This is a genomic window from Candidatus Villigracilis vicinus (assembly GCF_016702885.1).
GTDB classification, from domain to species: Bacteria; Chloroflexota; Anaerolineae; order Anaerolineales; family Villigracilaceae; genus Villigracilis; species Villigracilis vicinus.
Genome location: NZ_JADJDD010000008.1, coordinates 1 through 21,403 on the forward strand (window position 1 = coordinate 1; position 21,403 = coordinate 21,403).

At 50.6% G+C, this 21,403-nt stretch carries 29 protein-coding genes and 4 tRNA genes; 25 read left to right on the forward strand and 8 right to left on the reverse strand.

The window, feature by feature from the left end:
• Positions 1 to 190: hypothetical protein (locus tag IPG80_RS08205; protein ID WP_345105036.1), on the reverse strand; the 190-nt coding region annotated here is incomplete at its 3' end.
• 3 nt (positions 191 to 193) lie between these two features.
• Between IPG80_RS08205 and IPG80_RS08210 the strand changes: the two genes are divergently transcribed.
• The 3 genes from IPG80_RS08210 to IPG80_RS08220 all read left to right on the forward strand — a co-directional run bounded on the left by IPG80_RS08210 (position 194) and on the right by IPG80_RS08220 (position 2,461).
• Positions 194 to 1,345, forward strand: coding sequence for a hypothetical protein (locus IPG80_RS08210; protein WP_345105039.1), 1,152 nt, complete (start codon positions 194 to 196; stop codon positions 1,343 to 1,345).
• Positions 1,346 to 1,591: 246 nt separating this feature from the next.
• Complete coding sequence (locus IPG80_RS08215; RefSeq protein WP_345105042.1) at positions 1,592 to 2,134, forward strand: hypothetical protein; 543 nt, start codon at positions 1,592 to 1,594, stop codon at positions 2,132 to 2,134.
• Between the two features lie 141 nt (positions 2,135 to 2,275).
• A complete protein-coding gene (locus tag IPG80_RS08220) occupies positions 2,276 to 2,461 on the forward strand; it encodes a hypothetical protein (RefSeq protein ID WP_345105045.1) in 186 nt (61 codons plus the stop codon).
• A gap of 74 nt (positions 2,462 to 2,535) precedes the next feature.
• Here the strand turns inward: IPG80_RS08220 and IPG80_RS08225 are convergent, their stop codons facing one another.
• Positions 2,536 to 3,846: an FAD-dependent oxidoreductase gene (locus tag IPG80_RS08225; RefSeq protein ID WP_345105048.1), complete on the reverse strand. Its 1,311-nt coding sequence runs from the start codon at positions 3,844 to 3,846 to the stop codon at positions 2,536 to 2,538.
• Between the two features lie 155 nt (positions 3,847 to 4,001).
• Here IPG80_RS08225 and IPG80_RS08230 point away from each other — a divergent pair, with 155 nt between their 5' ends.
• The 5 genes from IPG80_RS08230 to acpS are packed head-to-tail and all read left to right on the forward strand — an operon-like array spanning position 4,002 to position 7,889.
• Positions 4,002 to 4,916 (forward strand): hypothetical protein, encoded by a 915-nt coding sequence (locus tag IPG80_RS08230; protein ID WP_345105051.1) that lies wholly within the window; start codon positions 4,002 to 4,004, stop codon positions 4,914 to 4,916.
• A 60-nt stretch (positions 4,917 to 4,976) separates the two neighbouring features.
• On the forward strand, positions 4,977 to 6,236 hold the full coding sequence (locus tag IPG80_RS08235; protein ID WP_345105054.1) for a pitrilysin family protein: 1,260 nt from the start codon (positions 4,977 to 4,979) through the stop codon (positions 6,234 to 6,236).
• Positions 6,237 to 6,587, forward strand: a complete 351-nt coding sequence (locus IPG80_RS08240) for an insulinase family protein (RefSeq protein ID WP_345105057.1) — start codon at positions 6,237 to 6,239, stop codon at positions 6,585 to 6,587.
• Positions 6,550 to 7,512, forward strand: a complete 963-nt coding sequence (locus tag IPG80_RS08245; RefSeq protein ID WP_345105626.1) for a pitrilysin family protein — start codon at positions 6,550 to 6,552, stop codon at positions 7,510 to 7,512. Before IPG80_RS08240 ends, IPG80_RS08245 begins: the two co-directional genes overlap by 38 nt.
• Before the next feature lie 11 nt (positions 7,513 to 7,523).
• Positions 7,524 to 7,889 carry a holo-ACP synthase gene (gene acpS, locus IPG80_RS08250; protein ID WP_345105060.1) on the forward strand — a complete coding sequence of 122 codons (366 nt, stop codon included), beginning with the start codon at positions 7,524 to 7,526 and terminating at the stop codon, positions 7,887 to 7,889.
• Positions 7,890 to 7,925: 36 nt separating this feature from the next.
• Here acpS and IPG80_RS08255 read toward each other — a convergent pair whose 3' ends face one another.
• The 3 genes from IPG80_RS08255 to IPG80_RS08265 all read right to left on the reverse strand — a co-directional run bounded on the left by IPG80_RS08255 (position 7,926) and on the right by IPG80_RS08265 (position 9,517).
• Positions 7,926 to 8,357, reverse strand: a complete 432-nt coding sequence (locus tag IPG80_RS08255; protein ID WP_345105063.1) for an SgcJ/EcaC family oxidoreductase — start codon at positions 8,355 to 8,357, stop codon at positions 7,926 to 7,928.
• A gap of 101 nt (positions 8,358 to 8,458) precedes the next feature.
• Positions 8,459 to 8,710, reverse strand: coding sequence for a hypothetical protein (locus IPG80_RS08260; protein ID WP_345105066.1), 252 nt, complete (start codon positions 8,708 to 8,710; stop codon positions 8,459 to 8,461).
• Between the two features lie 15 nt (positions 8,711 to 8,725).
• The gene (locus IPG80_RS08265; RefSeq protein WP_345105070.1) at positions 8,726 to 9,517 is read right to left on the reverse strand and encodes a hypothetical protein; all 792 of its coding nucleotides are present in this window, start codon (positions 9,515 to 9,517) and stop codon (positions 8,726 to 8,728) included.
• A gap of 141 nt (positions 9,518 to 9,658) precedes the next feature.
• Between IPG80_RS08265 and IPG80_RS08270 the strand changes: the two genes are divergently transcribed.
• The 12 genes from IPG80_RS08270 to rplL all read left to right on the forward strand — a co-directional run bounded on the left by IPG80_RS08270 (position 9,659) and on the right by rplL (position 15,023).
• Positions 9,659 to 9,731, forward strand: a tRNA-Thr gene (locus IPG80_RS08270).
• 49 nt (positions 9,732 to 9,780) lie between these two features.
• Positions 9,781 to 9,863, forward strand: a tRNA-Tyr gene (locus tag IPG80_RS08275).
• 47 nt (positions 9,864 to 9,910) lie between these two features.
• Positions 9,911 to 9,983: transfer RNA gene (locus IPG80_RS08280), tRNA-Thr, on the forward strand.
• Positions 9,984 to 10,029: 46 nt separating this feature from the next.
• A complete protein-coding gene (tuf, locus tag IPG80_RS08285; RefSeq protein WP_345105073.1) occupies positions 10,030 to 11,229 on the forward strand; it encodes an elongation factor Tu in 1,200 nt (399 codons plus the stop codon).
• Between the two features lie 23 nt (positions 11,230 to 11,252).
• On the forward strand, positions 11,253 to 11,423 hold the full coding sequence (rpmG, locus tag IPG80_RS08290; protein ID WP_345105076.1) for a 50S ribosomal protein L33: 171 nt from the start codon (positions 11,253 to 11,255) through the stop codon (positions 11,421 to 11,423).
• Between the two features lie 36 nt (positions 11,424 to 11,459).
• Positions 11,460 to 11,532 (forward strand) — tRNA-Trp (locus tag IPG80_RS08295).
• Between the two features lie 59 nt (positions 11,533 to 11,591).
• Positions 11,592 to 11,810, forward strand: a complete 219-nt coding sequence (gene secE, locus IPG80_RS08300; RefSeq protein WP_345105078.1) for a preprotein translocase subunit SecE — start codon at positions 11,592 to 11,594, stop codon at positions 11,808 to 11,810.
• Positions 11,811 to 11,833: 23 nt separating this feature from the next.
• Positions 11,834 to 12,526, forward strand: a complete 693-nt coding sequence (nusG, locus tag IPG80_RS08305) for a transcription termination/antitermination protein NusG (protein WP_345105081.1) — start codon at positions 11,834 to 11,836, stop codon at positions 12,524 to 12,526.
• 102 nt (positions 12,527 to 12,628) lie between these two features.
• Complete coding sequence (gene rplK / locus IPG80_RS08310; RefSeq protein ID WP_345105083.1) at positions 12,629 to 13,054, forward strand: 50S ribosomal protein L11; 426 nt, start codon at positions 12,629 to 12,631, stop codon at positions 13,052 to 13,054.
• Between the two features lie 50 nt (positions 13,055 to 13,104).
• Positions 13,105 to 13,818 carry a 50S ribosomal protein L1 gene (gene rplA, locus IPG80_RS08315; protein WP_345105086.1) on the forward strand — a complete coding sequence of 238 codons (714 nt, stop codon included), beginning with the start codon at positions 13,105 to 13,107 and terminating at the stop codon, positions 13,816 to 13,818.
• 225 nt (positions 13,819 to 14,043) lie between these two features.
• Positions 14,044 to 14,574: a 50S ribosomal protein L10 gene (gene rplJ, locus IPG80_RS08320; RefSeq protein ID WP_345105089.1), complete on the forward strand. Its 531-nt coding sequence runs from the start codon at positions 14,044 to 14,046 to the stop codon at positions 14,572 to 14,574.
• Positions 14,575 to 14,645: 71 nt separating this feature from the next.
• Entirely contained in the window at positions 14,646 to 15,023 is a 378-nt protein-coding gene (gene rplL, locus IPG80_RS08325) for a 50S ribosomal protein L7/L12 (RefSeq protein WP_345105092.1), read from the forward strand.
• A gap of 67 nt (positions 15,024 to 15,090) precedes the next feature.
• Here rplL and IPG80_RS08330 read toward each other — a convergent pair whose 3' ends face one another.
• The 3 genes from IPG80_RS08330 to corA form a co-directional block, all read right to left on the reverse strand.
• On the reverse strand, positions 15,091 to 15,396 hold the full coding sequence (locus IPG80_RS08330) for an antibiotic biosynthesis monooxygenase (RefSeq protein WP_345105095.1): 306 nt from the start codon (positions 15,394 to 15,396) through the stop codon (positions 15,091 to 15,093).
• Between the two features lie 108 nt (positions 15,397 to 15,504).
• Positions 15,505 to 16,182, reverse strand: a complete 678-nt coding sequence (lexA, locus tag IPG80_RS08335; protein WP_345105098.1) for a transcriptional repressor LexA — start codon at positions 16,180 to 16,182, stop codon at positions 15,505 to 15,507.
• 116 nt (positions 16,183 to 16,298) lie between these two features.
• Complete coding sequence (gene corA, locus IPG80_RS08340) at positions 16,299 to 17,285, reverse strand: magnesium/cobalt transporter CorA (protein ID WP_345105100.1); 987 nt, start codon at positions 17,283 to 17,285, stop codon at positions 16,299 to 16,301.
• Positions 17,286 to 17,510: 225 nt separating this feature from the next.
• Between corA and IPG80_RS08345 the strand changes: the two genes are divergently transcribed.
• From IPG80_RS08345 to IPG80_RS08365, 5 genes are read left to right on the forward strand one after another with little or no spacing between them, the layout of a single operon-like run.
• A complete protein-coding gene (locus tag IPG80_RS08345) occupies positions 17,511 to 17,894 on the forward strand; it encodes a DUF2089 domain-containing protein (protein WP_345105102.1) in 384 nt (127 codons plus the stop codon).
• A 3-nt stretch (positions 17,895 to 17,897) separates the two neighbouring features.
• Positions 17,898 to 18,998 (forward strand): DUF4097 family beta strand repeat-containing protein, encoded by a 1,101-nt coding sequence (locus tag IPG80_RS08350; RefSeq protein ID WP_345105105.1) that lies wholly within the window; start codon positions 17,898 to 17,900, stop codon positions 18,996 to 18,998.
• Positions 18,998 to 19,624: a hypothetical protein gene (locus IPG80_RS08355; protein ID WP_345105107.1), complete on the forward strand. Its 627-nt coding sequence runs from the start codon at positions 18,998 to 19,000 to the stop codon at positions 19,622 to 19,624. The genes IPG80_RS08350 and IPG80_RS08355 overlap by 1 nt, the downstream gene beginning before the upstream one ends.
• Positions 19,625 to 19,626: 2 nt before the next feature.
• Complete coding sequence (locus tag IPG80_RS08360) at positions 19,627 to 20,910, forward strand: MFS transporter (protein ID WP_345105110.1); 1,284 nt, start codon at positions 19,627 to 19,629, stop codon at positions 20,908 to 20,910.
• Between the two features lie 40 nt (positions 20,911 to 20,950).
• Positions 20,951 to 21,334, forward strand: a complete 384-nt coding sequence (locus IPG80_RS08365; RefSeq protein ID WP_345105112.1) for a hypothetical protein — start codon at positions 20,951 to 20,953, stop codon at positions 21,332 to 21,334.
• Positions 21,335 to 21,403 lie beyond the last annotated feature (69 nt).

The window sequence follows — 21,403 nt, forward strand, 5'->3', positions numbered from 1 at the left end:
CATCTCCAATGCGAACATCCTGTGGGGTGGGGCAGCGACCGCCCTGCTGGGAGCGACCCTGGCGGAGTGGCAGCGCAAGCGAGCGGAGGAGGAAGCGGCGCGTCTCGCCGCCCTGCGAAACAGCGGCGGGGGCGGGGATGAAGGAGGAGATGGCGGCGGCAGGACGAATGCGGGACGCAAAGCGTACCAAGCCATGATGCAGGAGAAGCGCATTGTGGGAGCCTTGCAGGCAGAACAGAATGCGAAAGCGGCACAAACGCAGGCAGCCAGTCAACGGGCGAAGGATGATTATCGTGCAGGGGAAAAGGCGTATGACATCGCACAGGCAAGCACACAGAATACAGGCAGTGGAAAACCACTTGCCATGCCGGTGCCTGTGGAGAATCGGGTCACAGATAAAGAGCGGGAAGAAGCAATGACTGCCTACCGTGAGGGAGAGCGGAACGCAGTGTCGATTGCGGAGGAATACAAGTCACAGGTACGGGAGGAAGCTAATTTGTCTCACCGCGAAGGGGAACGAGAAGCTGTAAGCATTGCTGAACAAGCCAGGCTGAATGCCGTTGATGCGGCACGGTGGGCGGGGGTGGCGTCCGTGGCGCAGGCGAAGGAAAATAACCCACCTTGGCAGGAGAAAATAACAAATGCAGTTGGACAAGCATGGGATGTTACAAAAACTACAACAATAAGTGCATGGAACTTGACAAAAACAATTGCGACAGATTTTGGCAATCTGGTTGTAGAAACTGGAAAATCCCTGGCGTATTCTTTTAATCAGACTGTAGTTCCGAAACTAAACTCTGTTTTTGTGAGCACGCAAAAAGCACTTTTGTCTGCTTGGGATGATACGAAAAATGTATTTATCGGAATAAAAAATGATATTGCTTCAATTCCATTTGCCATAAAAGATGCCGCAAAAGAAAATATCCCGATAGTAGCCGAATGGCTTTACCAAAATAGAACTATACCAGTCGTAACTTTTGCCGAAAAACACCCACTTGCCACAAAAGTAATGACACACATATTAAATCGTGGCATCGATTCTGAAAAAGAAAAGATGCGTCCCTTTACAGATACGAATCCAGAAAGTATGACTTGGACAGATTTAGGGAAAGTATGGCTATATGAATACGGCGATAAGGATACAATAAAATTCGATTCTGATGCGGCGCTCACTAAAGAGGTGATGGCTTTGGATGGAGTGCAGTCTTACCGTGAAGAAGTGATTAGTAATCTTAGAGATGGGAGAATTGAAGACATCACGCAAAAACCTGTTGAATATGGTGTAGATCAATTTGGACATAGTTTGATTGACGCCTTGATGGGAAAATCAGGAGATTTGTTTTAGGTAGTTATACTGTTTCGATAGTTGTAGAACCTAAGGAAATGGGATCTATGTTTTGAATTATGAAGTCAAAAACTCGTCAACCTGGGCTTCGGCAACGCGCTTTAGAGATGATATGAATAATGATCATATACATGACTCAGTAGTTCCTGATGAGACTCCACGAGGCGAAGGCATTGAACTTGGTGGAAGACTAGAAGAAGTATTTACATGGTCTGAGGAGATACAGATACCTAATGGAGGTGGAAAATGAAGTCCTCTGCAAATCCTCGTAAAAAATCCACCCTTATATTAGGGATCATTTTAATATTTTTGGGAATCTGCTGTGCTCTCCTGACAACAGATTTTTTTCCTCAACCTGTACCGAAGTATGGGAAAGAATTCAATCTTGAACGAAGCAAAAGAGGAATCCCTGTAATTCCTGAAAACTGGGACTATTTTTACTCAGCCGATATAGTTAAGTGGTCTGATCCAGACTCTTATTGGAAACTCGATGAAGACTGGGGTACTAGAGAAGACCCGAGACCACCAATATACTATCAGAAGCAGGTAGTAATTGTAGACGAGAACACTCTGAAAGAGACTGATGCATATCTTGGGTCAGATATTTATGAGGTTAAAGGAGATGTGGCAATACCTGAACGAGTAATCATTGTCTGCATATATCACATTGATGATGTGAAGGATTTGTCGTGTAGCGCAGAGGTTTACACTCATGAAATAACATTTACAAATGGTAGCGTGAACACGGCTAAAGATATTTTGAAAAAATGGGGTTTATCTTATCCATAATAATGATTTGAGGTGGCAAATTGAGCAAGACAAAGAAAGAAGATTAGTTGTGAAATGAAGAAATATATTTCTGCGATTTCAATCATATTTTTATCTGTCTCCCTGTTTTCCATATGGCTTTATCCTACAGTCGGTGCAATTTTGGGTATTGCGTTCTTGTTGTTTAGCCTCGCCCTCTCCACCTACGCCATCTACACCAAACACAAAGGGACCGAACACGCCCGCGCCAAAATCCTCAAAGAAGTGGGCGTGATGGTGCTCACGCTCGTTATCGTATTGTTTCTCGGTGGGATAGCGTCCATGCTGGCGAACTACCAATGGACATAATTTGGCAAGGTGTATAGCCGAACTAAAAAGAGACAGCCGCCTTGCACAGCGGCTGTCTCCTTTTTCTGTGAACCCTAGGCTGTTTCCAGAAAGCCCATGGCTTGCAGCATTTCTTCGTTGCTTGCGAACTTGAAGCCTTCAATGCTGTGCTTTTTCGCTTCCTCGGCTTCGGCAGCTTCCAGCCGCTTGATATCGTCTTTGTGTACAACTGGCTTTTGCAGTGTTTTCATTTTTGCCGCCACGGTGTCGGCGTTGGTGTTGGCAGGCGATTTGGTTTGCAAATATTGCAAGACCGCCTTGGCGGCATTCGTTCCGTCGCGGCGGGCATAGCCAACCAGACCTTCACTTGCCTTGCGCGACCATCCGCCCACGAAAATTCCCTCGGTGGTGGATTCGTAGGAGGTATTTTCCACAGGGAACTTGGGTTCCTTGTCCTTGGCAAACTCACCCCATTCGGTCGCTAAACCGAAATTCGCATCCACCTGATCGCCAATCGCAAAAATGACCGTGTCCACCGCGAGGGTGCGTTTGGCACCGGTGCCCTTGGCGCTGGTCTTGCCATCGCGCTCAGTGAGAATGTTATCTTCCACTTCCAATTGGGTTACCTGCCCGTTCTCGCCCATCATCCCGGTGGGCGAGGCGAGGAAGGCGAATTGGAACTTGGCATTCTGGGTCTTCGGGTCTGCCTTGGCTTGCGCCTCCAAAATTTTCTGGCGTCCCAGTTCCGGGCTTTGCCCGACCGCATCCAATGCGGGGCGCACACGCGCCAACTCCTTCTCGAACTCTGCCATATCAAGGTATGAGATCAAGTGCTTCATCTCTTCCTTGGTGAAATTCACCTCTGCCGGACCACGGCGCACCACGGCAGTTACTTCTTCCACGCCCTGGTAATGGATCAGATAACGTGCAATATCCACCATTACGTTGCCTGCGCCTATGATGGCGGCGCGCTTTCCAAAATGGAATTTGCGCTGGCTGAATGGGGGCAGTTTGTTGTAGTGATAAACAACATCCTTGGCATGGTACACGCCTTCAAGGGTTTCGCCGGGCAAGCCCAAAGACTTCGTCCCCTGCGCACCGGCAGAGACCAGGACTGCGTCAAAGCCGAGCGCGCGAATTTCATCCAGCGTAAAATCGCCGCCTGTGCCAATGGAAACATTGCCGTAATAGTCAACGTTTGCCATATCGAGCGCCTGTCGGAACTGCTTGCGCAGCCCTTCCTTCATGGTGTGCTTTTCAAGATAAATTCCATACTCTGCCAGACCGCCAGCTTTAATATCGCGATTGAATAGTGCAACACGTACGCCGTTGTTTGCCAGTTCTCTTGCTCCAAAAAGCCCCGCGGGTCCCGCGCCGATCACGGCGACGAAATATTGATTTTCCACTTTCTCTCTCCTAAATTGGACGTAAACTATCGCATTATATTTTAAAACACCAGTCATTACAAGTTGTTCTCATGCCTTTATTAACTTTCAACAAAATCTTACAGCCCGAAATAACTATGCTAATATTATGTATCGTATTTGCACAGGAGACGGCAATGACCGAAGAACCTATCAAAGAAGATCCTGTAGAAAAATTTCAAAAGCTCATGACGAGCTTCAATCCGCTCTCGAAGCGCTCCGAAAAAGAGATCAAGGAAGTCTTAAGCGAGGGAGGAGCAGAGGCGAAAGAAGCAAAAACAGAAGACGGTAAAAGCGCTCTTTCATCCCTGCCTCAAAAATCGGCAAAGAAAAATGACGCCTTGGGGGCTCTTCCAAAAAAAGCGGATGCCGCCCCTCAAAAAGCCGATCCCAAGCCGGTAGTGCCGCCTGCTTCCGCCCCCGCTTCAAAACCCATCTCGAAACCTGCTCCTGCTCCGGCGAGCGCATCACCCCTTTGGGGTCCACGTTTATGGACGACTGCAAGCATAATCTCTCTTACTATCAACATTGTGCTGGCGGTCATCCTTATTGTTCTTGTCATCAGCGTCTATCGCCTCAAATTGGATATGGCGAAGATCATGAACGCAGGCGTGGCCGTGATGGACTTGCCTGCCGGTCTGTATTCCAATTTTGAAAAAATGGAACGCGCCAATATCCAAACGAACGTGGTGGTTAACACCACCATCCCTGTAAAGTTCGACCTGCAGCTCAACCAGCAGACCAATGTCGTCCTCAGTCAGGATGTCACCATTACGAATGCGCTGGTTACGGTCAACACCGGCGGTTTGAACATTTCCCAGGCAAACACCACCATCGTCCTCCCCAAAGGAACGGTGTTGCCCGTCAACCTCGCATTGACCGTTCCGGTAGATCAACAAGTGCCGGTGACCTTGAACGTCCCGGTGGATATCCCCTTGAAAGAAACGCAATTGAACGACCCCTTCGTCGGCTTGCAGAATGTCATTAAACCTCTTTACTGTTTGCTCGAACCCCAGGCTGTCAACATCGATGGAAATCCGATTTGCCAGTAATTCTCGCTTCAGGTTTACCCTTGCTGGAGCGCCTAACCGATGAAATAACTTTGGAGTTTTATGAAAAATGTTACACAAGTTCAGTTGAAGAACGGCATGAAAGTCATGCTCAAAGAGATCCGTACCGCCCCGATCATTTCCTCCTGGATCTGGTACAAGGTCGGCTCGCGCGACGAACCCACCGGCAAGACCGGCATCTCTCACTGGACCGAACACATGATGTTCAAAGGAACGAAGAAATTCCCCGGCAGCATGCTTGATAAAGCCATCTCGCGTGAAGGCGGGCGCTGGAATGCATCCACCTCACGCGATTCCACCCGCTATTATGAAACCATGCCTGCCGCCAAGATCGACCTTGCCTTGCGCCTCGAATCAGACCGTATGACCAAAAGCATCTTTGATGCAAAAGAAGTCGCTTCAGAGCGTACTGTCATCATTTCAGAGCGGGAAGGCTCCGAGAATGAGCCGATGTTCCTGCTGGGCGAAGCGGTGCAGCATGCGTCCTTCCGTGTGCATCCATATCACCACGAGATCATTGGCGATATGGCAGACCTGCACACCATCACCCGTGACGACTTGTATAACCACTATCGTTCATATTATGTGCCGAACAATGCCACCCTCTCACTGGCAGGTGATTTCGATACCAAGTCCATGCTGAAGCGCATCAAGGAATTGTTCGAGCCCATCCCGAAAGGCAACATCCCGCCGCGCCTTGCCCGCCCTGAACCGGAACGCAAAGGTGAGCTTCAGTTGACTGTGGAAGGTCCCGGTGAGACGGCATTCACTCAAGTCGCTTATCCCTTCCCAAATGCTTTGGATGCAGATTACTTCGCCTTGCAGGTGCTCGAAAGCCTGCTCAACGGCGCCAGCGGACTGTCCTATAAAACCTGCCGTCTCTATCGCGCCCTCGTCGATAAAGGACATGCTGTGGATATTTCCGGCTGGTCAGAGTCGACCATTGACCCGTTTTTATATCGCTTTACCATCGTACACCGACCGGATAAAAAGCCCGAAGAGGCATTGTCTGTTCTGGACGATGAAATTAAGCGGATACAGAACGAACCCGTGCCTGCTGCCGAGATCCAACGCGCAGTCAAACAGGCGCGTGCCGTTTTTGCGTACGGCAGCGAGAACATCACCAATCAGGCTTTTTGGATGGGTTACACTGCCATGTTCTCGGATTACACTTGGTACACCACGTATTTGAACAAACTTGCCAAAGTCACCCCGCAGGATGTTCAACGTGTGGCACAGAAATATTTTCAGCCCAGCAAACGGGTGGTGGGGACATATATCCCACAAGGCAAGGGGGCGTAAATGGCAGCGAAAAATAGATCATCCATGCCCAGCCCGGAAGATGTCTATCAGACCACGCTTCCGAACGGCATTACGGTTCTGGCGCGTTCCAACTTCAACAGCCCGGCGGTCAACTTCGGCGGGTATCTCCCTGCGGGTGCCCTCTTTGAAACGGACGAGAAGTTGGGGCTCGCCGACTTTGTCTCCAGTATGTTGATGCGCGGCACGCAAACCCGCACCTTCGACGCCATTTATAACGAGCTTGAAACCGTCGGCGCCAGCCTGGGGTTCGACCTCGGGCGTTCACAACACGAACTTTGGCGGGCGCGCCTTGGTGGAAGAACTTCCACTTGTCCTCACCCTTCTCGCTGAATCATTGCAAACCCCGACCTTCCCTGAAGATGAATTCGAGCGTCTGCGCACACAGCTTCTTACGGGGCTGGCATTGCGCGCACAAGATACATCTGATATGGCGGATATGCTTTTTGAAAAATTCCTGTATGCCGATCATCCTTATGGCAAACCGTCAGATGGCTATGTGGAAACGATCCAGGCGATTACCCGCAAAGATCTGGAAACGTTCCATCGCCTTCATTTTGGACCTCGCGGTATGGTCATTGCCATCGTTGGCGCCATCCAGCCGAAGAAAGCGGTTGAAGCAGTGGAAAAATTCCTGGGCGGCTGGTCTGTTCCGGGTCAGAAAGAAGCGCCGGTTCTTCCTCCGCTCAAGCCTGTCACAAAAACCATCAAACGTCACCACTCGATTCCCGGCAAGTCGCAATCTGACCTGGTCGTTGGTACGCTCGGACCGAATCGCAAAAGTCCCGATTACATGGCGGCTTCGCTCGGAAATTCGGTGCTGGGTCAATTTGGCATGATGGGGCGCATTGGCAATGTGGTGCGCGAAAAATCAGGTTTGGCATATTATGCCTATTCGAGTTTGCATGCCGGGGTCGGACCAGGCAGTTGGGAAGTGAATGCCGGGGTGAACCCGAAGAACTTAAAGAAGGCGCTGGATTTGGTAGAAAAAGAATTGCAGCGTTTTGTGAAGAGCGGCGTAACGAAAGAGGAACTTGCCGACAGTCAGGCGAATTATGTGGGGCGGCTGCCCTTGTCGCTGGAGTCGAATGGCGGCATGGCCAGTGCGATCCTCAATATCCATCGGTATGATCTGGGTATGGATTATTACCAACGTTACGAAAGCCTTGTCCGCAAGGTGACGCGTGCAGATGTGCTTGAGGCTGCCCGCAAATATATCGACCCAAGCCGTTTGGTGATCGCTACGGCGGGACCGTAATTGGTGCTTCTGTGATTCTCCGTACCGGTGTGGACTTAATAGAAACAACCCGTGTCGCTGAGGCAATTGAGCGACACGGCGAACGATTTTTGAATCGAGTTTTCACGGAGTATGAACAGAAAGAATGTAATGGGCGCGTTCCTTCTCTTGCAGTTCGCTTCGCCGCTAAAGAGGCTGCAGCAAAAGCCTTGGGCTGCGGCATCGGTGATGTAAGCTGGCTAGAGATCGAAGTCCGTTCGGATGAGCGCAAAGCACCCTATTTGCTTTTATCTGGGGAAGGGGAACGGTTAGCAAAGCTGCTGGGTTTAACCACCTGGTCGGTAAGTTTGAGTCATACCGAGAGTCATGCAGTCGCATTTGTAGTTGCGACTGGTTAAAAGAAAACCTTCCACTTTTGAGTGGAAGGTTTTCTTTTATGCTCGTTTGAACATTACTTTTAGTGTGTCTCCGTCAATGGGTGCTGAAGAATGTTGGTGAAAGATCTTCCAGCCGCTTTTGGTGCGTTTGAGAGCCAGGGTCAAGCGATTGTTCATGGAGCGCAATTCTTGTCCGTCAACGGATAAAGCTTTGTAGGTGATGTAGGCGTGTGCAATTGCTATATCATCCGAAGCATTCACTTGTATATCGTCAAAGTCCACGATTACTTTCTCATCGCCTAGTGAACCGAACCAACCTGTCACCATTCCGCGCCAGGCGTCAATGCCTTCGTACGACCATTTTTCCCACAGATCAAAGATGTGAATATCTTCAGTGTAATGGCTAAGGAATGCTTCTGCATCTTTTTCAAAGACCGCGCTTTTATATCCGTCGAATACTTCTTGTATCTGTTTCTTGAGTTCGTTCATAATATGCCTCCAGTGTTTATTTTATAAGAAAGACCCTCCCGTATGCCAGTTACGGGAGGGTTCCAAGGAGATATAGGTTGGCGAAAGGAAAGACCATATCTCTACTTGACGGGGGATTTGCCCTGGTCTTCGGTTCCGATCCAGAAGTGACCGGGCATCACAGGGCGGTATGCGCGGACGACAAGTTTTCCAAGTTCAATATGGATCTGCCCGGCGTCCATCATGCTCGGGTGGACGAGGCACAAGTCAGGTCTGCGCCCGAATTTTTTACTGTAATAATCCATTGCTTTTTGGATCTTCACGCTCAGAGTTGTGCGTGGGTCATTATCAAACCATAAAAGTCCGGTATGCATTGGGTTCCTCTTTCTTTACTCGATAGCAGGGAGCCAGAACTTAAGTAACTTGCTGCCTTCCCGCATGGCGAACTCATCACCTTTGGAGAGATGGTTGAGCGGCGAACTACCCGTCAGCAATATTGCATGTTCTGAATTTTCCACACAACCAAATAAACGCGTCCTGAAGAATTCTAGCCATTCTTTTTGTTCTTCTGCGCGGTCTGCATCCAGTGTTACGAATGTCCATATACGGCGGCTGGGTCCGCGTAAGAGCAGCCAGCGTAGATTTTGCCTTGTTTGTTCATCCAGTTTTGTAGCAGACTCAAGACCATCGATCAATAGGAGAATGGATTGCCCTTCACCTCTGTTATTGTGTGCCCAGGTTACCAGTGATTGAAGAAGTTCACTGGTATTCTCTTCGTCAGTCTGGTATATTCCAGCATTGTTCTCGCTGTCGTATAAACTTTCCCATTCATCGGGCTTGGTTGTTACAATGCCATATTGCACGGAAGCGGATGAATGTAGCATTTCTGCCGCACGGGCAACGGTCTGCAAGAGACGGGTCTTCCCGCTGGATGCATCCCCTGCGATCAAGATCGGACCGGGAACCGGATCGTACAAATTGAGCAGAACTGGCAATCCATCCATTGCCATGCCAAGGAAGAGCGCTTCCTGCGGCAGGGGAGAGAGACGGGTTAGGAGAGATCTCAGGTTTGGCAGGGCAGGTGCAGGTTGAGAGAGAGGCGTTGTTTGTGTCGCCTTTTCTTCCTGCATTATTTCCGTCAATGCATTTAGCATGAGATCGAAGTGGTTGGTTTCATTCATATTAGAACAACTGTTCTAATAATATACCAAGCCTTTTCCTCTGTCAAGGGGTAAATTTGGGCTTTACATATTAAGTTCGTTGTCGCTCAAATTGCTTGACGCAATGAATTGTTTTGGTATAATCTGTCCGCTTATTGACTTGCCGACGTAGCTCAATCGGCAGAGCATCCGCCTTGTAAGCGGAAGGTTACGAGTTCAATTCTCGTCGTCGGCTCTGGATTACCGGAAGAGCAAAAGTCGGTGATCAATTAACAATTTATCATGGGCAGTTACCCAAGTGGCCAAAGGGGACTGACTGTAAATCAGTTGTCAGACGACTTCGGAGGTTCGAATCCTTCACTGCCCACAGCACCAATACCTGGTGCTTCCCCGTTTGGGGAAACAGCACGTAATGCCCTCATAGCTCAGCTGGCAGAGCACACCCTTGGTAAGGGTGAGGTCACGGGTTCAAATCTCGTTGAGGGCTCAGTTGCTGCACAAGCATTCTTGAAAATAACTAAGGAGAGCGAAACATGGCGAAAGGGAAGTTTGACAGAAGCAAGCCGCATTTGAACGTGGGAACGATGGGACACATCGACCACGGCAAGACGACATTGACAGCGGCGATCACGAAGGTGGCGGGGCTGTCGGGACAGGCAGATTTCAAAGCCTACGATCAGATCGACAACGCACCGGAAGAAAAAGCGCGCGGTATCACGATCAACATCGCGCACGTAGAATACCAGACCGACAAGCGCCACTACGCGCACGTCGATATGCCGGGTCACCGTGACTATATTAAGAACATGATCACCGGTGCGGCTCAGGTGGATGGTGCTATCCTCGTGGTGGCCGCCCCCGATGGTCCGATGCCTCAGACCCGCGAACACGTCCTCCTGGCTCGCCAGGTGGAAGTGCCCTCCATCGTAGTCTTCCTGAACAAGGTCGACATGATGGATGACCCCGAATTGCTCGAACTCGTCGAATTGGAACTCCGCGAACTGCTCAGCAGCTACGGCTTCCCCGGCGATACCACCCCGATCGTGCGCGGCTCCGCCAAGCAAGCGTTGGAGAGCACCTCGACCGACCCGAATGCCCCTGAATACGCACCGATCAAAGAATTGCTGCGTGTGGTGGATGAATACATCCCCGAACCGAAGCGCGAGACCGACAAGCCGTTCATGATGGCGGTTGAAGACGTGTTCTCGATCAAGGGACGCGGAACCGTGGTGACTGGACGTGTGGACCGCGGTGTAGCCAAGAAGGGTGAGCCGATCGAGATCATCGGTCTGCGCGAAACCAAGGCATCCGTGATCACCGGTATCGAAATGTTCCACAAGGAACTGGACGAAGCGGTGGCAGGCGATAACGCGGGCGTATTGCTGCGCGGTATCGAGCGCGACGATGTGGAGCGCGGACAGGTGCTTGCGAAGCCGGGTTCTGTGACCCCTCACAAGAAGTTCCTGGCGGAAGTGTACGTATTGAAGAAGGAAGAAGGCGGCCGTCACAAGGCGTTCTTCAGCGGCTATCGTCCTCAGTTCTACATCCGCACAATGGATGTAACGGGTGACATTGCCCTTCCTGAAGGTGTTGAAATGGTTATGCCTGGTGACAACGTGAACCTGACGGTGGAACTCATCGTGCCGGTGGCGTTGGAGCAGGGCTCCAAGTTCGCCATTCGTGAAGGCGGTCTCACCGTCGGCGCGGGTGTCGTCACCAAGATCATCTCGTAGTTAGTTGAAAGTAAGGTAGTAAAATGGCTTCCAAGAAGAAAGACGTTCGCCCGGTGATTACCCTGCAATGTAATGATTGCAAGGAACGCAACTATACCACCGAGAAGAATCGTCGTAACGATCCGAATCGCATGGAATTGAAGAAGTACTGTGACCGCTGCAAGAAGCACACAGTACATCGTGAAACCAAGTAATTCAGTAGGGGCGAGGTCACCTCGCCCCTACATCCTAGGCCAGTGGCTCAATTGGCAGAGCTCTCGTCTCCAAAACGAGCGGTTGTGGGTTCAAGTCCTACCTGGCCTGCCTTAGGCAACGCCGCGCCTCGCGGCGTTTTAGCCGTAAAATACTGAAGGAGCAAAACCTTGGCTGAGAAAGCAAAGAAAGTCAAGAAACAGGAAAACGCCATTCAGCGTTATTTCCGCGAGACGACTGGTGAACTGCGCAAAGTTAGCTGGCCTACTTGGCCTGAAGCGCGCCGTCTCACATCTCTCGTTCTCTTGGTGATGGTTGTTGTTGGGTTATTTCTTGCGGGTGTTGATTACCTTGCCGCAGAACTTCTCGACCTGATCCTTGGCTTATAGTTTTTTGAATTGAGGAACCCGTGATGGATTTACCGGAACCGCAAGAGCAGTCTGAACAGGAACCGATGGAAGAACAGCCTGAAGCGCAATCTGCTTCTGAGGAGAGTTCTGTTTCCACTTCGAAGCCTGTGCCTGCTTCTGCACCCGAAAAGAAGATCCCCTCGGACCTGCCTCCCGTTGAAACAATCGTTGAAGGACCTGCCTGGTTCGTGATCCATTGTTACTCAGGGTATGAGAACAAGGTGCGTCACAATCTTGAACAGCGTATCGAGACGATGGGCATGAAAGACATGATCTTCGATGTGGTCATTCCGACACAGGAAGAAATTGAGGTGAAGGATGGCAAGCGCCGTACGGTGGAGCGCCATATCTTCCCCGGTTATGTACTGGTGAACTTGGTTCTTACGGAAGAGTCCTGGTATGTGGTTCGCAACACGCCTGGTGTGACAGGGTTTGTGGGGATGGGCAATTCGCCCACGCCTTTGCGCCCTGAGGAAGTAGCTCAGATCGTCAAGCGTATGGAAGCTGAGTCGCCCACGGTCAAGGTTACGTTCAAGCAGGGTGAGCGTGTCCGTATTATCGATGGACCTTTCAACGACTTCCGCGGTGTGGTTTCCGAGATCGATATGGAACGCACCAAAGTTCGCGTGATGGTCAGCTTCTTTGGGCGCGAAACGCCAGTGGAACTGGACTTCCTGCAGGTTGAGAAGTCGTAACAGTGTAGGTAAAACTAAATAGACAGTAGCAGGCTGAAACAAAGCCTGATGCAGTGGGAGGGTCTCCCAGAATGACCCGCTAAAACCACAAGGAGTCAAGAAATGGCAAAGAAACTAAAAGCAATCGTACGTCTCCAGCTTGAAGCTGGAAAGGCAAACCCCGCGCCTCCAGTTGGTCCTGCGTTGGCGAGCCATGGTATCAACATCATGGCGTTTTGTAAGGAATACAACGCACGTACTTCCAACCGCCCGGGCGAAGTTCTCCCCGCTGAAATTACAATCTTCACTGATGGTTCTTTCACCTTTGTACTGCGTACATCACCCGCTGCGGTGTTGCTACGTAAAGCCGCGAAGGTCGAAAAGGGCTCTGGTGTGCCGAACAAGGAAAAGGTCGGCAAGGTGACCCGTGCCCAGGTCCGCGAGATCGCGGAATTGAAGATGAAGGATCTTAACGCCATCAGCCTTGAAGGCGCCATGTTGCAGATCGAAGGCACCGCCCGTTCGATGGGCATTACGATCGTTGAATAATTTTGTGGGAGGATGGCTTCGGGCTGTCCGCTAGTACCACGGAGGATAAAATGGCTAAACACGGAAAAAAATATACGGCGGCTCTCGCTAAAGTTGATATCGATAAGATCTACTCCGCGAAGGAAGCGGTTGCCCTGGCGAAAGAGACCAGCATTACAAAGTTCGATTCCACCATCGAAGTTCACATGCGCACCACGCTCGATTCGCGCCAGTCTGACCAGCAGTTGCGTGATGTAGTCGTGCTTCCGCACGGCTTGGGCAAGAAGGTTCGCGTGTTGGTGTTCGCTCAGGCAGATGGCGCTGCGGCTGCCCGCGCAGGTGGGGCAGATTTCGTTGCAGATGACGATGAATCTCTGAAGAAGATCGAAGGCGGCATGCTCGATTTCGATGTTGCCATCGCCACCCCTGATGCGATGGGTAAGGTGGGTCGTTTGGGCCGTGTGCTTGGTCCGCGCGGCTTGATGCCGAACCCCAAGGCTGGCACCGTCGTTTCGGCGCAGGATATGGAACGCGCCATCAAGGAAGCGAAGGCTGGTCGTGTGGAATACCGTCTTGATAAGAGCAATAACATTCATGTCTCCATCGGCAAGGTTTCTTTCGATGCAGACAAGTTGTATGATAACTATGTGGCGCTGATGGACGCGATCAACAAATCCCGCCCGTCTGGCGCGAAGGGCAACTTTGTCAAGCGCATTACAGTTGCCTCCACCATGGGACCCGGCGTGAAGGTCGATCCCAATGAACACATTGATGGAGCCGGATAAGCAAGACATCCGATAATTCCTAATAAACCACTTCGCCGATGAAGGCGGGTGTTCCTGAAGAGGTCGTGCGGTGTTCGAGACCAACTCTGGAACTTAATATCCTGCTCAGGTGGAGACCCAGTAGCATATTTCAGCGCCTCCGCGCTGTCTCCCTTTGGGAGTGCGAAAAAGTCTTTGCCTGCGTGAGTGGCAAAGACTTTTTATTTGAAAGGAGGTGAATACCCTTTGGCAATTTCAAAGCAACGCAAGGAAGAAGTGCTGGCTCAGTATAACGACTGGATCAAGCGCAGCGAAGCGGTCATTCTCGTGGAGTATACCGGCGCGAATATGAAGTCGCTCGATAGTCTCCGCGCGAAGATCCGTGAGGCTGGTGGTGAATTCCATGTGGTCAAGAATACGCTTGTTCGTCGCGTTTTTGCAGACAATGGCATGGAAGTCCCTGGTGACATGCTCGTCAAGTCTACGGCTGTTTCGTTTGCATTCTCAGACCCTGCCTCTACTGCAAAAGCCCTGACCGATGCCACAAAAGGCAGTGAGTTCGTCAAGGTTAAAGGCGGTTTCATGGCTGGCAAGTCATTGAGTGCTGCTCAGGTGAAGGCCTTGTCTGACCTGCCCCCGCTGCCCGTTATGCGCGCAACATTGCTCGGCGTTTTGCAAGCCCCGGCTGGCAAACTCGTCCGCACGCTCGCAGAACCCGCCCGCGGTTTGGCTGCTGTCATCAAAGCGCGCTCCGAGAGCGCACAGGCTGCTGCCTAGTTTATCGTCGCGAGTTCAACTCGCACCATTAAATTCAAATTTTCTAATTACTTAGCAAGGAGTGCTAAACAATGTCTGACAAGCTCGCTAAACTCGTGGATGAACTTTCCACCCTTTCTGTTCTTGAGGCTGCTGACCTCGTGAAAATGCTCGAAGAGAAGTGGGGCGTTTCCGCCGCCGCTCCGGTGGCTGTCGCTGCCGCTGGTCCTGCCGCTGCCGCTGAACCTGTTGAAGAGAAGACTGAGTTCGATGTGGTGATCAAGGATGCAGGCGCCAAGAAGATCGATGTCATCAAAGTCATTCGCCAGTTGACCTCCCTCGGTCTCGGTGAAGCCAAGGCTCTTGCCGAAGCTGCCGGTTCCAAGGTGCTCACCGGCGTTGGCAAGGATGCCGCGATGGATGCCAAGAAGAAGCTCGAAGAAGCTGGCGCTGCCGTCGTCGTCGAGTAATTTTTTTCAGGAACAAACAAAAAGGACCACCCGAATTCGGGTGGTCCTTTTTGTTCTTAACACCTATTTAAATTTTTCCAGGTCCGGTGGCAGAGACAATGGTTCCGTCGTTCCATTCCGGGTCTTCTTCGAGGAAGGAGCGGAAGATCAGGTAGCGCTCGTGTTGTGATGGGGAGTTGGCATTTGCCTGATAGGACTCCTTGTCAGTAAAGATCGCAACTAGAAAGTATTCGTTGGAGTCTGCATTTGTTTGAAAAATGTAATCTGCTATCCACCCTGGAATCTGAGATGAGTCGAATTCATCCATTCTTTTCTTGAAATGATCCTTGTTCACATCTTTTTTGACACGAAATCGAGCTATAGTTCCGTACATGGTTTACCTCTTTTCTTTGTACCAATAAAGACTTATTAAATATAATACACCATTAAAACAAAAAAGAAGCGGTGTACACCGCTTCTTTTTTGTTTTAATCTAGACCGCTTACGCAGCCATGCGTTCCATTTTGCGAATGACCATTACCACTTTCCCTTTGATCTCCAGTGGTTCGTTCTTTTTGATCATGATCGGCTTCATGGTGGGGTTGGCGGGTTGGAGACGATACCCATCCTTTTCTTTGTAGAAATATTTAAGGGTGGTTTCGTTCTTGTCGGAAAGCCAGACTGCCACCATTTCACCGTTACGAGCTTCCTGGGTAGGTTTGAGAACTACAATGTCGCCGTCGTTGATCATGGCGTCGATCATGGAGTCTCCCTGAACGTTCAAGGCGAACAGATCCTTGCCCTTTTCTTTGGCGGGCATCAGAGAAGTGGCAATGTCCACTGTGTCTTCTGCGGTGAAGGGGTTAAAGTCAGAGGCGGGGATCGGAATGGGCTCACCGGCTTGAATGACGCCCAACACTGGGACACGGAGCATGTCGCCAAGCGGGCTGTTGTTCACCAAGCGCATGCCGCGTGAAATCTTGCGGTCACGCTCAAGCAAGCCTTCTTTTTCCAACTGGTCAAGATAGTAATTCACCACCGAGGTGGAGGAGATATCGCAATGTTCTCCGATCTCACGGATTGAAGGGGGGTGCTTATGCTCGCGTTGATAGGACGCGATAAAATCCAGAATTTTCTGGTGGCGCTCGCCAATTCCCTTGCTTTTTCGGACCATCATCATTTCAAGCCTCCTGCCAGTGGTCTGGCGTAGGTACTGAGCATTATTCGCTCATTTGTGCTAGGAATGATAACCGAACGCCTGTTCTGTGTCAAGGATTTTCGAGGTAGAAACCCGGGTTAGACCCAGGTGCGCCCACGCATCCAAAAATACATGAGAAGTGGCAGCCCCAGTATGCTTGCCATTGTGGCAGTGAAAACTTGTTGGCTGGTCCAGCCGACCAGGTGGGCGACGGGTTCGAAGAAATTCATGCCGAAAAAGCCGGTAATGAAGGTAATAGGCATAAAGAAGGTGGTAATAATGGTTAGTACCTTCATGATCTCGTTCATGCGGTTGTTGGTCACGGAGAGATACGTCTCCATCGCGCCGCTGACAAGGTCGCGCAGGCTTTCGTTGAGGTCATGCAGGCGGACGAGATGGTCGTAAATATCGCGGAAGAAAATGCGGTCTTTCGGATCGATGACGCGGTAATCGTCTCGTGCCAGTTTATTTAGCACTTCACGCTGCGGGAGCAGGATCCGCCTCATGGTAAGAAGGATGCGTTTGAGCGTGAATATCTGTTCCAGGATTTCCCGTTTGGGGCGATCGAAGATTTGGTCTTCAATTTGGTCGATTTGAGTGTCGATCTGTTCAACAAGGGGCATGTAGCTCATGACCAGGGAGTCGACGATGCGATAAAGCAGGTGATCGGCGCCGTCTTGTATGTGGCGTATATCGCGCTGGCAGGCGACCCAGGCATCTTCCACGGCGGTGAGCAATTGATCATGAAAGGTGATGATGTAATTTTGCCCAAGGAAAATATCTAGCTCGTCGATCTCTGACTCAAAGACACCATGTTCATGTTTGTAATTCAGGATATTAAATACCATGTAAAGATGGTCTCCCCAATCGTCTATTTTGGCGGTGTGGGTTTCTTGCAAGGCATCATCAATAGCCAGGGGGTGGAAGCCAAAGCTGCGCAAAATGGGTTCGGCTTTTTCTTCCGGCTCGCCGATGAAATCTACCCATAACACGCCTTTTCGGTCGCGGATGAGTTTAGAGAATTCAGTGGGGGAGATGTCGGTACGGATGGGCTTTCCGGGTTTGTAATATAGAGTGCGAATCAAAGTGTGCCTCCAATAGGTATTTTTGTGAAATTTTGAAGCGAAAATCAATAATCTTTATTTGCGCCTCAATTTTATTGAAATAGTTATTGACAAAACTTATTTAATGAGTATAATTTTATTAGAAATAGAGAAAAACTTATTGATTTTCTGAAGTATGGTCTTGAATATATCAATTTCTTACTTAAAAAATCAAATCCATCCCATTATAAATCGGAGATGTCTATTATGCGACCTGCACCAACCCGTTGCCCGATCTGTCAATCTGAATTGGAAGTCATCCGTTTGCACTGCTCCAGTTGTGATACCTCACTTGAGGGTCGCTTTGCTCTGGGGCAGTTTTCTAATCTCTCTCCCGAACAAATGGAATTCGTTTTTACCTTTGTCCGCTGCGAAGGCAAGATCAATCGCATGGAGCAGGAGTTGGGGCTTTCCTACCCGACCATTCGTAATCGCTTGCATGAAGTGATCCGCAAACTTGGGTTCGAGCCCGGCAGAGATGAAGCGCCGGAAGTTGATGAAGCCGCCCGCAGTAATGCTTTGGATGACCTTCATGCTGGAAAGATCACTGTTGATCAAGCTATGCGTATTTTACGCGGTGAGGAGGAATAAGTCATGTCGAAAACTATTTCTGCAGGGCGAACCCCAACGATCGAGATCGACTCTGTTGGCGGTGACCTTAGCCTCGTCGGTTGGGAAGGTGACGACATTCTTCTTAAGACCGATGAAGATGAATTGCATGTTCAACAAGACGGTGACAGGGTTCGTATTTCCTGCGATGATGACCTGTCTATTCGTGTGCCGAAAGGCGCAAATGTGCTACTCGCGAGCATTGGCGGCGATGCCTCGATCCGCGGGGTGATGGGGCAGATCGACCTAAAGGATGTGGGCGGTGACCTTTCAATGCGCGATGTAAATTCCGTGGCGATCGAAGCGGTTCACGCGGACTTTAGCCTGCGCGGTGCGAAAGGGAACTTGTCCATCCGCCAGGCAAAAGCGGACGTGTCCATTCGCGATGTGGATGGCAGTGTTCTGATCGAGTCTGTTTCCGATGACCTTGCCCTGCGTGATGTGCGTGGAAGTGTAAGCGCCAATGTAGGGGAAGATGTGGTGATGTATCTTAATCCGCAGCCGGGTAATAGCTACACTGTGCATGCAGGTGATGACATTCTATTAGTGATGCCTCCCAAGGCAAATGCGACCCTGACCCTTAGTGCCGATGAGATCGATGTCGATTGGGCTGAGGTGGAGAACGATGAAGATGCCACCAATCGCGTATTGACTTTGGGGAACGGTGCGGCCCCAGTGACGTTGAGCGCGGGCGGAGATATCCGCATTTCCAACCGGTCTGATGCGGGCGATTCAGCTGAAGATTTCGGTAACTTTGCCGGTATGGGAATGGATTGGTCTGGGTTTGACGAGCGTATCTCGCGGCGTGTGGAGCAGGCTGCCTCGCGTGCGCAACGCAAAGCAGATGAAGTGATCCGCCGCGCAGAGAATAAAGTCCGTGATGCCGGGCGTCGTTCTGGAAAGTTCAAAGGAGGGCTTGAGATCGGGCGTTGGAGTTGGGATTTTGCACCCAAGGGTGTGCCTGTTACGCCAAGATCAGCGGTTTCAGATGAAGAGCGTCTGGCGATCTTGAAGATGCTTCAAGAAAAGAAGATCAGTGCAGAAGATGCAGAAAAACTTTTATCAGCATTGGAAGGAGGCTCATAATGTCTTCTGAAGAACGCAGGAAGATCCTGCAAATGGTGGCAGATGGAAAGGTCGATGCAGAAGGTGCGGCGGCGTTGATGCGCGCGCTGGAAGAATCGGCTGCAGCGGAGTCGGAGGTTATTGATGCTGGACCAGCCATGAGCGGGGAGAGAAGCGATGCGCCGGAGATTGATGAAGTCCGTCGCAGAGCACGACGTTTTTCCGGCGCTTTCCTGTGGATCGGTATTCTGGTCACGGTTCTGACTGCATGGGGCATGTTTGGCATTCAACAAAATTCGGGTTTGAATTTTTGGTTTTATTGCATGGGAATGCCGCTGACCTTCGGTATTTTGTTGATCGCATTGGGGGCGGGCAGCAGTACATCGCGTTGGTTGTATGTGAATGTGGATCGAACGCGCTCAAGGGATCAGGATGGACCGCGCAATATCTCTCTGGCATTCCCGCTTCCGCTTGGGTTTGCGGCATGGTTCATTCGGACTTTTGGCGGCTACATTGACGGGTTGAAGAATACGAATGTAGACGATGTGGTGCAGGTGATCGCGATGGCGAAGGATATTAAAGACCCGTTGATCGTGCATGTGGACGATGGCGATGACGGCGAACGGGTGCAAGTCTTTATAGGATGAGAATGGAAACCATTAAGAAACAACCTTTATTGAGTGGTGTGTTGATCCTGTTCCTGGCGGCGATGGTATTTGCGAACGTTGGCGGGAGTATGTATGACGGTTTGTTGCCGCTTTATCTGAAGGATCTGGACGCAGATATTACACAGATCGGACTGTTCTTTACGCTGGCTCAGATCGTCCCTTTATTTTTGCAGATCCTGGGCGGTTGGGTTTCAGACTCTCTTGGGCGTTTGCGCGCCATTGCGATCGGAAGTGTATTTGGTGTTTTAGGGTACATTCCACTTGTGCTTGCGGATAAATGGCAGTGGCTTCTTTTGGCAACAGCCATTGGCGCGATCGCGCGTTCACTTGTAGGACCCAGTTTTGACGCGTTCATAGCCGAACATTCCAGTGAGCAGAATCGGGGGAGAGTTTATGGAATTTCTCAGGCGATCTTTATGATCGTGATGGTCGTGGGACCTCCCCTGGGCGGCTGGCTGACGGGCGCATATGGATTTAAATTGATGTTGCTTGTGGCGGGCGCGTTCTACTTTATTGCTACGGTTATGCGTTTAAGTATGGCGCGTGAGGCTGTTAAAGGTGAGAAAGCGAACGGTGAGCACAAGAAACTGTCATTCAATGATTTGAAGAGCAATCTTGGTTCAATGATCGGTCTGCTTTTGTCTGGCGGCTTGATCACCTGGATGTTGATCACCGATGGATTGCGCGATGTTTCTTTTCAATTTTCGGGGAATCTTTTCCCGGTGTATATGCAGGAATCTGGCGGGCTGAATTACCAACAGATCGGGTGGGTGACTTCGATGTTTGGCGTTTTTATGATGCTGAGTACCATTCCTGGCGGCTGGCTTTCTGATAAGGCAGGGGAGCGCGTTAGCATTGCGTTGGGCATGGTGCTGCTCTCTTTGGCTTTATTCATCCTGGTCAATATTCCGCAGGGTGTTGAATACCAGTGGTTGTTCTTTGTTGGCTGGGCTGTGGCTGGGTTGGGGGCGGGAATCTCGGGTCCGGCGTATCAGTCGTTAATTAGCAAGGCGGTTCCTCAGAAGCTGCGCGGGTTGGCATTCGGTTTGTTCAGCACGAGTTTGGGCGTTTTTTCTTTGCCTGCCCCGTGGATCGGCGCACAATTGTGGGATCGAATCGGACCCAAGGCTCCGTTTACGATCACAGCGATCGTGATCTTGTTATCGGTGATCCCGATATGGTTAAAATTCAAACTTCCTGATTCCGCCGAGCCAGTCGATGCGGATAAGCCGATTGATGAGAGCGTTCCCATCGCGGCGGGATAAAATAAGTAATTGAATCCAACGGCGAAAGGAGAAATGGAACATGGCAAATGCCGAAGAAAGAATGAAGATCCTAAAATTGATCGAAGAGGGCAAGATCAGCGCGGAGGAAGGCGCGAAGCTGCTTTCTGCGCTGAGCGATTCGCGCAGAGGACTTCCCTCGCCGCCGCGCCCGCCCTCGGCTGGCGGAGCGCGCATGCTGAGAGTCCGCGTAACGGATACGCGTACCGGGCGCTCCAAAGCCTCCGTTCAAATTCCGCTTGCGCTGGTGGATGCCGGTCTCAAGATCGGTGCGCACTTTGCCCCTGAAGTGCAGGGCGTGGATATGAGCAATGTGATGGAAGCTCTGCGTATGGGTGTGACCGGAAAGATCATTGACGTGACCGATGAAGAAGATGGCGAACACGTTGAGATCTTTGTTGAGTAAGTTCATGGTTTCACTGAACAAAAGGAGAGTGAGAGATGTTCCCAGCCTTAAATTTAGTCCATAAATTGA